General features: G+C 64.0%; 14 protein-coding genes. 7 read left to right on the top strand and 7 right to left on the bottom strand.

All coding sequences use genetic code 11. From position 1 onward, the window contains the following. The 7 genes from QZV93_RS05595 to ruvX all read right to left on the bottom strand — a co-directional run. Positions 1–217: TCP-1/cpn60 chaperonin family protein (locus QZV93_RS05595; protein ID WP_295556671.1), on the bottom strand; the 217-nt coding region annotated here is incomplete at its 3' end. Positions 218–313: 96 nt separating this feature from the next. Continuing rightward, positions 314–604, bottom strand: a complete 291-nt coding sequence (locus QZV93_RS05590; RefSeq protein ID WP_295556670.1) for a co-chaperone GroES — start codon at positions 602–604, stop codon at positions 314–316. A gap of 471 nt (positions 605–1,075) precedes the next feature. Continuing rightward, positions 1,076–2,257: a DNA-processing protein DprA gene (dprA, locus tag QZV93_RS05585; RefSeq protein WP_295556668.1), complete on the bottom strand. Its 1,182-nt coding sequence runs from the start codon at positions 2,255–2,257 to the stop codon at positions 1,076–1,078. Beyond that, complete coding sequence (gene plsY / locus QZV93_RS05580; RefSeq protein WP_295556667.1) at positions 2,244–2,981, bottom strand: glycerol-3-phosphate 1-O-acyltransferase PlsY; 738 nt, start codon at positions 2,979–2,981, stop codon at positions 2,244–2,246. Before plsY ends, dprA begins: the two co-directional genes overlap by 14 nt. 326 nt (positions 2,982–3,307) lie before the next feature. Continuing rightward, a complete protein-coding gene (locus QZV93_RS05575; protein ID WP_295556665.1) occupies positions 3,308–3,775 on the bottom strand; it encodes a MarR family winged helix-turn-helix transcriptional regulator in 468 nt (155 codons plus the stop codon). 353 nt (positions 3,776–4,128) lie between these two features. Then, positions 4,129–5,328, bottom strand: a complete 1,200-nt coding sequence (locus tag QZV93_RS05570) for a hypothetical protein (protein ID WP_295556663.1) — start codon at positions 5,326–5,328, stop codon at positions 4,129–4,131. A 155-nt stretch (positions 5,329–5,483) separates the two neighbouring features. Then, positions 5,484–5,984: a Holliday junction resolvase RuvX gene (gene ruvX / locus QZV93_RS05565; RefSeq protein WP_295556661.1), complete on the bottom strand. Its 501-nt coding sequence runs from the start codon at positions 5,982–5,984 to the stop codon at positions 5,484–5,486. Positions 5,985–6,187: 203 nt separating this feature from the next. Here ruvX and QZV93_RS05560 point away from each other — a divergent pair, with 203 nt between their 5' ends. From QZV93_RS05560 to QZV93_RS05530, 7 genes are all read left to right on the top strand, one after another. Then, positions 6,188–8,503, top strand: coding sequence for a fused MFS/spermidine synthase (locus tag QZV93_RS05560; protein WP_295556659.1), 2,316 nt, complete (start codon positions 6,188–6,190; stop codon positions 8,501–8,503). 94 nt (positions 8,504–8,597) lie between these two features. Next, positions 8,598–8,885, top strand: coding sequence for an Asp-tRNA(Asn)/Glu-tRNA(Gln) amidotransferase subunit GatC (gene gatC / locus QZV93_RS05555; RefSeq protein ID WP_295556658.1), 288 nt, complete (start codon positions 8,598–8,600; stop codon positions 8,883–8,885). A gap of 29 nt (positions 8,886–8,914) precedes the next feature. Continuing rightward, on the top strand, positions 8,915–9,190 hold the full coding sequence (locus QZV93_RS05550) for a hypothetical protein (RefSeq protein WP_295556656.1): 276 nt from the start codon (positions 8,915–8,917) through the stop codon (positions 9,188–9,190). A 21-nt stretch (positions 9,191–9,211) separates the two neighbouring features. Then, entirely contained in the window at positions 9,212–9,616 is a 405-nt protein-coding gene (locus tag QZV93_RS05545) for a hypothetical protein (protein WP_295556654.1), read from the top strand. Between the two features lie 3 nt (positions 9,617–9,619). Beyond that, a complete protein-coding gene (gatA, locus tag QZV93_RS05540; RefSeq protein ID WP_295556653.1) occupies positions 9,620–11,173 on the top strand; it encodes an Asp-tRNA(Asn)/Glu-tRNA(Gln) amidotransferase subunit GatA in 1,554 nt (517 codons plus the stop codon). A 32-nt stretch (positions 11,174–11,205) separates the two neighbouring features. Continuing rightward, positions 11,206–11,508 (top strand): chorismate mutase, encoded by a 303-nt coding sequence (locus tag QZV93_RS05535; protein ID WP_295556651.1) that lies wholly within the window; start codon positions 11,206–11,208, stop codon positions 11,506–11,508. After that, positions 11,505–11,792, top strand: a complete 288-nt coding sequence (locus tag QZV93_RS05530) for a hypothetical protein (protein WP_295556649.1) — start codon at positions 11,505–11,507, stop codon at positions 11,790–11,792. Before QZV93_RS05535 ends, QZV93_RS05530 begins: the two co-directional genes overlap by 4 nt. Positions 11,793–11,812 lie beyond the last annotated feature (20 nt).

The following is an 11,812-nucleotide window of genomic DNA, read 5'->3' as shown; positions in this document are numbered from 1 at the left end:
TCTGTGCGCCCATGTTCTCGAGCTTGTCCTCGAGTTCGATCTCCTTGGCGACGGTGACGCCGTCCTTGGTGGTGCGCGGTGCGCCGAAGCTTTTTTCGATCACCACGTTGCGCCCCTTGGGACCGAGCGTGACCTTGACCGCGTTGGCAAGGATGTCGACGCCGCGCAGGATCTTGTCGCGAGCTTCGGCGGAAAAGCGGACGTCTTTGGCGGCCATGGGGGCTCCGATGAATTGCTGGGTTGAAAGGGGGGTGCCAAGGACCGAGCGACCTCTCGCAGGTGCATCGGTCCGGATTTCCGAAGGCAGGATTGGTTACGTCTCAATCACGCCCAGGATGTCGCTCTCCTTCATGATCAGGAGGTCGACGCCGTCGATCTTCACCTCTGTGCCGCTCCACTTTGCGAAGAGCACGCGGTCGCCTGCTTTGACGTCGAGCGGGGCGGTCTTTCCCGACGCATCGCGCGTGCCCGAACCCGCAGCGACAACGTCCCCTTGCTGGGGCTTCTCGGCGGCGGTGTCGGGGATGATGATCCCGCTCGAGGTCTTGGTTTCGCTGTCCACGCGGCGGACGACGACGCGATCGTACAGGGGGCGCAACGCCATGAAATATTGAACTCCGCGAGACTTGTCACACCGCTGCGCGCGGCCGTTCTGAAGGAGGCTCGCAGAACCTATGCGAGATCCACGCGGGGCCTTCTAGAAGTCACCCCGGGTTTGGTCAAGGTACACGCCGTATACAATTTAAAGATGTGTCATTTCTTGTTTGCAACCAAAACGTATTGGGATACCGTAGGGTATACGACAGAACGAAACCGTTAAAAAAGGTGTATCATCGACAATAAGTGAAAGAAGACGGTGCGGAGAAGCAAAATGACAAGTCAACACTCGCGGATGGAGCGAGAATTAACAAAATCAACGAGAGATCAATTGGAGTATATGGCGGATCTGTTGCTTGAGCTCAGGGACATGGCGCACAGTAACAATCTTGTGACCTTGGAAGGTATTCTCGATCTTGCGCGTGCAGAGGCGCGCCTTCGGGCAAGGGACCGCAGCTAACCCGTATCAGCATACGCCTTATTTGATCGCGCGTGAAATGAGCTGATGGCCATGACGGACAACATCTCCCGCGAGATCCAGCTCCATCAGTAGAATGCGCACTTCGCGAGCCCCGAGCGCCGTCGCCCGCACGATCTCGTCCACATCGATCGGATGAGGGCCGAGCAACCGCAGCACCTTCTCCCGATCGTCGTCTCCGAGTATCGGCGGCGAAGCGAGTTCCGGGGAGGACCGCGGCTCCGGCGCGAACGCACCGTCGCGTGTTTCCGTGAGTCCCCTCGCAGCGTCGGCGAGCTGAGGCGCGAGCGCGTCGAGCACATCCTGCGGATCTGTCGCGATCGTGGCGCCGGACTTCAGCAGCTGGTTCGTGCCCTCGGCGCGGGGATCGAGGGGATGCCCCGGGACGGCGAGCACCTCGCGTCCTTGCTCGCCCGCAAAGCGCGCCGTCACGAGCGTCCCGGACCGGCGTGCTGCCTCGACCACCAGAACGCCGAGCGAAATCCCCGAGATCAACCGGTTCCGCCGCGGAAAGTCTTTGGCGCGTGCGACGAAGCCCGGCGGCTGTTCGCTGACGAGGCAACCCTTTTCACCGATCTCCGCCTGCAGCCGTTCGTGCTCCGGAGGATAGACCACGTCGACGCCACCGGCGAGAACGGCGACTGTCCCGGTCTCAAGGCTCGCCTCGTGAGCCGCCGCATCGATGCCGCGCGCAAGCCCGGATACGGTCACGAGCCCGGCAACTGCGAGCTCGCGCGCGAACATGCGCGCAAGTTTCAGGCCCGCTGCGGAGGCGTGTCGCGATCCGACGATGGCAACGCAAGGTCGGTTGAGGAGCTCGCTGCGCCCCTTCACATAGATCATCGGCGGAGGCGCATCGATGGCTGCCAGCATGGCTGGATACCCCGGCTCGATCGTAAACACGGGTGTCGCGCCCGCCCGTTGCGCCGCGTCGAGCTCGGATTTTGCCTCGCTCTCCGGACAGATGCGGATCGCCCGCCCCCCTGCGCGCCGTGAAAGTGACGGCAATGCCGCCAGGGCTTGCTTGGCGCCCCCGCAATGGTTGATCAACTCGCGAAACGTGGCGGGTCCGACTTGCGCCGAGCGGATCAACCTGAGGCACGCAAGGCGTTCGTCGTCGTCGAGAACGGAGACCGGCAGCGGCGCCGCCGTAAAGAGCAGAGGGAGATCACGCTTTGGCACCGATCCGAGGCTCCTCGCCTTTGAGCAGCCGGCGAATGTTTCCCTCGTGCTTCCAGAGGAGAAGCAACGTCATCACCAGGGCAAGCAGCGCTTCCGGAACATGGCCGAGCATCAGCAACGCAACCGGTGTTGCCACGCTTGCGACAAGTGCGGATGCCGACGAATAGCGCGTGAGCAGGGCAGTCGCGAGCCAGCTTCCGCAGAAAATCAACGCACCGGGCCAGGCGAGGCCGCCGATGACGCCGATGTAAGTGGCAACGCCCTTGCCGCCCTTGAAGCCGAGCCACGCGGGAAAGATGTGGCCGAGAAACGCCGACAATCCGCCGATCAGGCTGCCGTCGATCGCAAGTCCGAACCGCGCCCCGATCGCATAGCCGAGCAGCACGGCGAGCGTTCCCTTGAGGCCGTCGAGGACGAGTGTCAGGGCTGCGAGCCCTTTGTGCCCCGTTCTGAGCACGTTGGTTGCGCCAATGTTTCCTGATCCGATCGCGCGAATATCGCCGAGGCCCGCAAGACGGGTGAGGAGAAGGCCGAAGGGAATGGACCCCAGGAGATAGCCGATGACGGCGGGCGCGATGTAGGCCGTCGCCGTCTCGAAGGGGGAAAGAGGGGGGGGCACGAGGACGAGATCCGCGCCCGCAAGTGCTGGTCCTGCCGCGAGCCAGGGACACAGACCTGCGCAGATGAGCCCGATTGCAGCGAGGATGCCGCCGATCTTGATCATGCCCGATGCCAGCTCCGATGATGCCCCGGACAAGGCTAGAGGCAGTCACGGCGCACAGCAACTGGAGAGATGGCTGGCGCGACTTGTCCGCAAGCGCGACGAGATCCGCGCCGGAAGCCTATCGAAGTGACGCCGATGGACGGAGGTGCTTGGTAAGCGGCAATGGCCTGCGTTCAATTCAATAAATTATGAATGTTGACTTGCAAATCCGGCTCCGGCCCGCACGCGGCCGCCTCACACCGATCCCCGACCACAACGTGGTCCAGGGAGCGAGCCTTTCGTGACCAGTGCGAAGCGCCCGATCGCTTGCGCACAGCCAGAAGGCGCTAGGGACGTCCGTTTCGTGACGCGCCGTCCGGTTCGACGGCCAGCACGATTCGCGAAAGCGAACGCAGAAACGCATCACGCTGAGTCGGCGCGAGTGCGGCAAGGATCCTCTCGTCGGTCGTGCGGGCAGCTGGCTCCGCGAGCCGAAGCGCCCCCTCGCCCTTGTCCGTGAGCCGAACGGCATAACGGCGAGCATCACGCCGCGTACGGCGGCGCTGAACCAGCCCGCGTGACGTAAGGCGACGCACGATATCGGCCATGGTCGAGCGATCGATTCCCGTTCGCTCGACAAGCGTGGTTTGGCTCGGCTCTTCGCTGTCCGCGATAGCCGCCATGACTGCGAACTGTCGAGGTGTCAGACCCGCTTCTCCCACGCTGACCGCAAACATCTCATCCGCACATTGCCCAGCCCTGTGCAGCAGATGCAGCGCCGACGACGTCTTGTCGTCTCCACTTTCATGTTTCATTCGTCATCGTATCCTCTTGCTCGCGTTGCCTTCCCCGATGGATCCCCACCCCGCCTGCGCGGGATTCCGTTGAGCACGTCAGACGTGCATAGAATCTCGTTTGCCAGAATCTCGTTAGCCGGAATATGCGCTTGCGTGCGCGGCTCTTGAATTGGACGAAAGACAGTCGTTACACGGCGCTTGCAGCTATTGATCACTGTAAAATAATTCCCATATAGCGGAAGATTTTCGGTTTGTGGGCGCCAAGTTTGCGCTTCGCGACGACTTGTCCGCGCGGCGTGTGGTCACGTGTTCAATTTTGGTTGGAACTGGTTGCGCCCCCCGGGGGTGCTCCGCACGCAAAGGCCCACCCTTCACGTGAAAAGCCATGATGTAATTCCTGCCCGCCGTGCCAGTTCCCCGACGCCGCTTTCCAGGGTTGAGAACGATTCCTTGCTTGCACGCTCTGGTATCCAGGGTGCGCCGCCTTTCCGCGCGCGATACGTCGACATCAACTGACCCCAGACCTGGGCGTTGAAAGCACCTTCCAATTGTGTGCTGACGCTCGTCCGCTTGAGATCTTTCTGCCCACCCATCCATGTGTGAGCGGCCTGCCAGGTCTCGGTGCTCGCCGGTAGGTTGTGCCGCGACTTGAGCTGGGAAATTGCGAGTATCCCGGCTTCTCGCGGGTGCGGACCGATTTCGAGCGTTGCCACCCTGACGCCGCGTCGGCGGACGGAGAACAGACGGCATTTGTCCCGCACCAGACGGTCGGCGTATTGATCGGCGCAATTCTGCATCGCATGCGCTTCCGCCAGGATCGCTCCGTGGTCGAGGAGCGGCACAAAAGAGAAGCCGCGTGCTTCCCCGGCCACCAGCCAGGGATCGGTGAGAACACCCTCTCCGAGCTGCAACACCAGCCGCATCCGGTTGAGCCAGCTCTTGGCGGCGCAGACGGCGGTATCGAAAGCCATCTCCGGGCGCCAGGGCACGACGATGAGACCGCGCGCCCGCGCGAGATCCACGTTCGAGAACCAGGCATACGCGGCGAGAAGCCCGAACAGGCGCTCGGTCTCGCCGGCTTCCGCAAAAATTGCCTGCTGCGCCAGCCAGAGCGCGAAATAGTCGTCGCAGGCACGCGCGCCGAAGGCGACGGAGCTGAGCCAGAATGCGCTGTTCTCCGATAAGCTCGGCAGATGATTGGCAATTCGTCGCGCGAAGATGTCGGATTTCGGCAGAGCGGCGACGTCCCCGGTGAAGGCCTCCGGTGGCAGCCGCCTCAGCCAAAGCGGAAGATCGAGCACGATGGCGACATCGCGCAGCGGCGCTCCGGCGACCACGAGATCGAGCGCCTTTCGACGCCGGCGCTGCGAGCCGAACCGGCTCGCGAGGACGTAGAGGACGCCGGGAAACGACACGCCAAGATCGAAGACGCGCGGTGAGGAGGTGAGAAGCCGCCGGACGCTGGCGCGCCGCGGCGCCTCGAATCGGTTGGCGAGAGTGTCCAAGTCGCGTGTTTCCACCTCCGGAAACGCGCCGTGGATAGTGTCCGCGATGTTTGCTCTGCTACGCATCTTCGGCCATCCAGCCGGAACGCCGTGCGCGGACTGTGGGCCGCGTCGCCTGCCACCTGTAAGTGGGCAATTAATACGGCGTACATGCGACCCGAGTTTGACCAACGCGAGATATGCGCATCCTGTTCGTCGCACCACCGTCTGTGGCGCGAGTGCTAGCGCGGGAGACTGCGCATCCTGTCGAGTGCGCCTTGCAGGATCAGCGTGGCGGCGACCTTGTCGATGACATCGGCCCTCCGTTTCCTGCTGGCGTCCGCTGCGATCAGCACGCGCTCTGCTTCGACGGTGGAGAGCCGTTCGTCCCACAACAGAATGGGGAGCGGTGTCAGCGCGTTGAGATTGCGCGCAAAGGCGCGCGTCGCTTGCGCACGCGGCCCCTCGCTGCCGTCGAGGTTCGCTGGCAATCCGAGCACGAAGCCTTGGATGGCCTGGGCACTGGCGAGCTCGAGCAGGCGGTGCGCATCGGCCTTGAATTTCGTGCGGCGGATCGTCTCCATCGCCGAAGCGATCGAACGTGTGACGTCGCTGAGCGCGAGCCCGAGCGTCTTTGTGCCCGCGTCGATGCCGATCAACCGCCCAGGTCCGAGAAGCTCTGCAAAAGCGCCGATGTCGCTGACGGTCACGCCGCGCGGGCTGGTCTGGCCGTCGGCGGTCATGGGAAAACCTCGGAATCGATCATGCCGCACTATAGAGGAACTTCGCCGAGGGATGCGAACTGGGTCGTTAACCGTTTGTCCCATCGCAGAAAGCGGCGGACGTGACGTCACTGACAGCCACCACGTTCCCGTCTATGGTCGCCAGCAACAAGATCCGGCCCACGCGCACTTTTATGTGGTTCGGACCCACCTGAGGGGGAAACGTGATAACGCAAGCCGAGACCGAGCCAGCGGGCTCTCAGCCCGCCGCGCGCACGGCTCTGCCTCACCGCCAAGCCCGGGTCATCCTGCCGCTGTTTACGGCAACGACCTTTCTGTCGGCCTTTCTCCTGTTTTTCATCCAGCCCATGTTCGCCAAGATGGTGCTGCCGCTGCTCGGCGGCGCGCCGTCCGTATGGGCCGTCGCGCTGCTATTTTTTCAGGCCGCTTTGCTTGTCGGCTACGGCTATGCGCACGTTCTCGTACGCAATGTGCCCATCGCCCGCATGGGTTATGTTCATCTGGCCCTGTCGGCACTCGCGTTTCTCTCTCTTCCGATCGCCATTCCCGAAGGGTGGTCCGAGCCGCCGACCCGCGATCCCTACTTCTGGCAGTTGGGGCTTTTCGCTGTCGCCATCGGACTGCCGTTCGTCGCAGTGTCCGCCAACGCGCCGCTTTTGCAGGCTTGGTTCGCGCGCGCGGGCCACAAGGACAGCAAGGACCCCTATTTCCTCTATGCCGCCTCGAACTTCGGCAGTCTTCTCGCGCTCATCGGCTATCCGTTTATTTTCGAGCCCATTTTCGGGCTGAAGGCGCTCGCGATGTTGTGGGCGGCAGGCTTTGCCGCCCTCGTGCTGGCGCTCGCGGCCTGCTTCCTCGCGGTGAGGAACGCGGAGCCCGGACCGGCGCCGCCCTCCGTTTCTGGACAGACCGCCGTGTCCGCTGCGCCCACGTGGCAGGCACGGGCCGCTTGGGTGGGCCTCGCGTTCGTCCCGTCGGCCCTGCTCACGGCCTTCACGACGCATGTAGCCACCGACGTCGCCTCGGCGCCGCTGATTTGGGTCATTCCGCTCACGCTGTATCTCGCAACCTTCGTCGTCGTCTTCCGCGAGCGCGCGCTGATCCCGCGTCCCATTCTCCTCACGCTGCATGCGATTGCCGTGATCCTGGCCCTTCTGCAGCTTTCGCAGACCGAGAAGGAAACCTGGTTCTATGCTGCAGGCTTCGGCGTCGCTGCCTTCATCACTGCGACGCTCGTCGCCCATCGCACGCTCTATGAGGCACGGCCAGACGCCGAGCACCTGACGGAATTTTACCTCTGGATGTCGGCCGGTGGCGTGCTGGGCGGCATCTTCGCGGCCCTCGTCGCACCTCAGATTTTCGCCGAGGTCTTCGAGTACCCCCTGCTGCTCGCCTTGAGCTTCGCCTGCCGGCCGGGGGCACTCGATCTCAGCCGGGAAAGCCGGGCGTCCCTCGCGCTCCTCGTCGGACTCGTGATCCTGGCGGCCTCGCTCATTCATTGGGGCCCGTCGCTGGCATCGTATTACCAGCTCGACTTCCGCGGCTGGGGCTCGACGGCCGCAATCGCAGTCGGCCTGGCGCTAGCGGCGCTTGCTCTGTGGCGCCATCCGCCCCATCTGCTGATCGTGGCGATGAGCCTCTACATGACCGTGGTGCTGCTACCCTCGGGCGTACATCGCGGCAATGCACAGAGGAGCTACTTCGGCGTCTATCGCGTGATCCAGTCGGGTGACGGCCAGTTCAACATCCTCCAGCATGGTACGACGCTCCACGGGGCACAACGCATCCGCGACCGTCGCGGCAAGCTCGTCGCCGATACCAATCCCGCCACCTACTATCACGCGCGCGGCCCCATGGCCTCGGCGGTCCGCCTGACCAGCATGCTGGCCGCCGCTGAGCGCGTCGAGCCGACATTCGGCGTCATCGGCCTCGGATCAGGCTCGCTCGCGTGCCATTCGTCCTCCGGAGAGAAATGGCGCTTCTTCGAGATCGACCCGGTCGTTGTCTCGATCGCCAACTCGAAGAAATTCACGTTCCTGGCCAACTGCCAGCCCGACGCGCACATCGTGCTCGGAGACGCTCGCCTCACCTTGGCCAGGGAACCCGACGAAAGCTACGACCTGCTGATCGTCGACGCGTTCTCGTCGGACGCGATTCCGGTCCACCTGCTGACCGCCGAGGCGCTGCGCCTCTATGCCTCGAAGATCAAGCCGCCAGGGGCCGTGGTGCTTCACATCTCCAACCGCTATCTGGACCTCGAGCAGGTGCTGGCCGCCACGTTTCCGGTCGTCGGCGGCCTGCATGCCCTCACCATCGAGGACCAGACCAAGGAGGATGGCTACGCGGTCACCAGCTCCACCGTCGTCGTTTTCGGCAAGAGCTGGCAGGCCATCGATCGCTTTCGGCTCATCCCCGGGGCCCGCAACCTCCCGGAGCCTAAGCTCAAGCCGTGGAGCGATGATTTCTCCGACGTGATGGGCCCGTTCCTGTCCCAGTACCGCAAGCGGCACCGGGGCTGACCCCAAAAACAGGCACAGTTGCACGGGCTTGGCGAGCCCGCTATGAGGAACACGCGGCGTCTGGGACGCCGTTTTTGAAGTCTGAGCGGAACCCATGCACGTTGACGAGAAGACCGTGCGGCGCATCGCGCGCCTTGCGCGCATCAAGATCACGGACGACGAGGCGAAGGGCCTCGAGGCGGAGCTTTCGGGAATTCTCAACTGGGTCGAACAGTTGGGCGAGGTCGATACCTCGAACGTCGAGCCCATGACGCGGGTCGTCGCCCAGAAGCTCCGGAAACGCGACGATCGCGTAACCGATGGCGAGATCGCCGATGCAATCGTCAAGAACGCGCCGATGGTCGACGACCATTATTTCGTCGTTCCCAAGGTCGTGGAATAGTCGGAAGCGGTGACTCCGGAGGCTGACACATGTCCAAGCTATTCGCATTGCTGGCCGTCGCGCTGATCGCGACCGGCATTCTGGTTCTCGCCGTGCCGCGCGAGGAGGGGAGCTCGGGTGCGCGCTCGCTCTCGCCTCAGGCCGTGAGCGACACGCCGGTCTATCTCTTGCGCGCGCGGGATCTTGCCGAGCAGGTCAACGCGCCGCTCTCCATCCTGTTCGGGCTGGTCAGCCTCTTTTATTCCCGCCGCAGCTATCACATCAACAAGGCGCGCGCCGAGGCCGAGAAGGCCCGGTCTGTCTGACGCCGGCTCGAGGAAATGTTCATGCGCATCGTTCTGATTGCTCTGGCCTGCGCCGTGGCGACGGTTGCCCAAGCGAAGGACCGCGCCAGTTTCCTGGCCGGCCAGTACGCGACGGCCGAGCAGTGCGAGAAGCTGCGCAAGATCGAGGCGGGTGGACCGAAGGGTGTCGGCACGTCGCCCGAGCTTTTGGACGCTGACGGCTTCCATGGCTGGGAAGGCGGCTGCGAGTTCACGAAGATCTTCGACCACGACCCGGGCAAGTCCTGGACCGCCATCATGCTCTGCACCGAAGGCATGTCGACCGAGCCGGGACTCTATCATTTCGCCAAGGATGCGACCGAGGACCGTTTCGAGGTCACGGGACCGGATTCCGATGAGGATGGGCCGGCGGCCTACCTTCGTTGCGATGCCAAGAAGGAAAAGTAGAACGTGAGCGATTTGACTCGCCTGACGCTGGCCGAAGCGCGCGACGGGCTGAAAACTAAGACCTTCACCGCGACCGAGCTGACGAAAGCCCATATCGAGGCGATCGAGGCCGGCAATCCGGCACTCAACGCTTACGTGCTGGCGACGCCCGACCATGCGCTCGCGCAGGCGAAGGCAAGCGACGCCCGCTTGGCCAAAGGCGACGCGCGTCCGCTCGAAGGCCTGCCGCTCGGCAACAAGGATCTTTTCTGCACCAACGGCATCCGCACCACCGCCTGCTCGAGGATCCTGGACGATTTCAAGCCGACCTACGAATCGACGGTCGGAGGCAACCTCTGGAATGCCGGCGCGGTCATGCTGGGCAAGCTCAACAACGACGAGTTCGCCATGGGCTCGTCCAACGAGACCAGCGCCTTCGGTCCTGTCGTCTCGCCGTGGCGCCGTCAGGGTAAAGCCGACAAGCTCGTCCCAGGCGGCTCGTCGGGCGGCTCGTCCGCCGCCGTTGCTGCTGGGCTCTGCCTTGCCGCCACCGCGACCGACACCGGCGGCTCCATCCGACAGCCCGCGGCTCTGACCGGCACCGTCGGCATCAAGCCCACGTACGGGCGCTGCTCGCGCTGGGGCATCGTCGCCTTCGCATCGTCGCTCGATCAGGCCGGTCCCATCGCCAAGACCGTACGCGACGCGGCTATCATGCTGAGCAGCATGGCCGGCCACGATCCGAAGGATTCGACATCCGTCGACGCCCCCGTGCCCGACTACGAGGCGGCGCTCGGCCAAGGCATCAAAGGCCTGCGCGTCGGCGTGCCGAAGGAATACCGCGTCGAGGGCATGTCGAAGGAGATCGACGACCTCTGGACGAAGGGTATCGAATGGCTGAAGGCGGCCGGCGCCACGATCCACGAGATCAGCCTGCCGCACACGAAGTACGCGCTCCCCGCTTACTACATCGTCGCCCCCGCCGAGGCGTCCTCGAACCTCGCCCGCTACGACGGCGTGCGCTACGGCCTGCGTGTGCCCGGCAAGGATGTCATCGATACCTACGAGAACACCCGCGCAGCCGGCTTCGGCAAGGAAGTGCGCCGCCGTATCTTGATCGGCACCTACGTGCTCTCGGCCGGCTACTATGATGCCTACTACCTGAAGGCGCAGAAGATCCGCACTTTGATCAAGCGCGACTTCGATGACGCCTGGAGCAAGGTGGACGTTGTGCTGACACCGACCACGCCGTCGCCGGCGTTCGCGTTCGGCGAGAAGTCGGGCGATCCGATCGCCATGTACCTCGAGGACATCTTCACCGTCACCGTGAACATGGCCGGCCTGCCCGGCCTTTCCGTGCCGGCCGGGCTCTCGTCGGAGGGGACGCCGCTCGGTCTGCAGCTGATTGGCAAGCCGTTCGATGAGGCGACCCTGTTCCGCACGGCGCAGGCCATCGAGGACGCGGCGGGCCGCTTCACGATTGGCGAGCGATGGTGGGCGGGCGAGGCGAAAGCTTCCGCCCCCGCAGCGAAGGCCGCGCCGAAGGGTGCCGCCAAGAAAAAGCCGGGAGGCAAGTGATGGACCCGAAGCGTCCTTGGGAATGTGCGGACATGAGCCAGGTTCGCGCCGAGATCGACCGCATCGACGCCGCGCTCGTCGACCTCATTGCCGAGCGCTTCGCCTATGTCGAGCGCGCCTGGCAGCTGAAGAAGAACCCGGGCGAGGCCAATGTTCCCTGGCGCATTCAGCAGGTGATCGACGGGGTCAAAACGCAGGCGCGCCAGCGCGGCCTCCCGTCGGAGATGATCGAGATGGTCGGCGCCCAGTGGCGCAACATGATCGGCTGGTTCGTCCAGTACGAGGAGGAGAAGCTTCGCCAGCAGGAAGCGAGCAGCGGCGGGCCAAGGGAATGATCGCGATCAATTCGTTCGATCCGCTGACGCTCGTGCTGCTTGCCGCCATCAATCCCGCCGTGATTGTCGTGGCGGTGCTGATGGGGCGAAGTGCGGATCAATGGCAGAAGCTTCCTGTCGCGGCGTTCGCCGCGTCTGTCGCCGGCTTCCTGCTCTATTGGATCGGCGGCCAGGTCGGCCTGTTCTCGATCCATGCAGTCGGGGGTGAAGCCGCGCTCGTCATGCTGGGTTTCGTCTTCGGTCTGGCCTGGGCGACATTGGGATATGGGTTTCGCGCGCGCTGATCTGGCGCGGTGGAGTTGGG

Source organism: uncultured Hyphomicrobium sp., from assembly GCF_902826555.1.
Lineage (GTDB): Bacteria > Pseudomonadota > Alphaproteobacteria > Rhizobiales > Hyphomicrobiaceae > Hyphomicrobium_C.
Note: the sequence above shows the minus strand (reverse complement) of the source record. Positions and strands in the feature narration are given on the sequence as shown.

Bases quoted from the DNA above. Each gene is read 5' to 3' on its own strand.
- QZV93_RS05590 (WP_295556670.1), bottom strand. From the start codon at position 604: ATGGCGTTGCGCCCCCTGTACGATCGCGTCGTCGTCCGCCGCGTGGAC.
- plsY (WP_295556667.1), bottom strand. From the start codon at position 2,981: ATGATCAAGATCGGCGGCATCCTCGCTGCAATCGGGCTCATCTGCGCA.
- QZV93_RS05575 (WP_295556665.1), bottom strand. From the start codon at position 3,775: ATGAAACATGAAAGTGGAGACGACAAGACGTCGTCGGCGCTGCATCTG.
- QZV93_RS05570 (WP_295556663.1), bottom strand. From the start codon at position 5,328: ATGCGTAGCAGAGCAAACATCGCGGACACTATCCACGGCGCGTTTCCG.
- ruvX (WP_295556661.1), bottom strand. From the start codon at position 5,984: ATGACCGCCGACGGCCAGACCAGCCCGCGCGGCGTGACCGTCAGCGAC.
- gatC (WP_295556658.1), top strand. From the start codon at position 8,598: ATGCACGTTGACGAGAAGACCGTGCGGCGCATCGCGCGCCTTGCGCGC.
- QZV93_RS05550 (WP_295556656.1), top strand. From the start codon at position 8,915: ATGTCCAAGCTATTCGCATTGCTGGCCGTCGCGCTGATCGCGACCGGC.
- QZV93_RS05545 (WP_295556654.1), top strand. From the start codon at position 9,212: ATGCGCATCGTTCTGATTGCTCTGGCCTGCGCCGTGGCGACGGTTGCC.
- QZV93_RS05535 (WP_295556651.1), top strand. From the start codon at position 11,206: ATGAGCCAGGTTCGCGCCGAGATCGACCGCATCGACGCCGCGCTCGTC.
- QZV93_RS05530 (WP_295556649.1), top strand. From the start codon at position 11,505: ATGATCGCGATCAATTCGTTCGATCCGCTGACGCTCGTGCTGCTTGCC.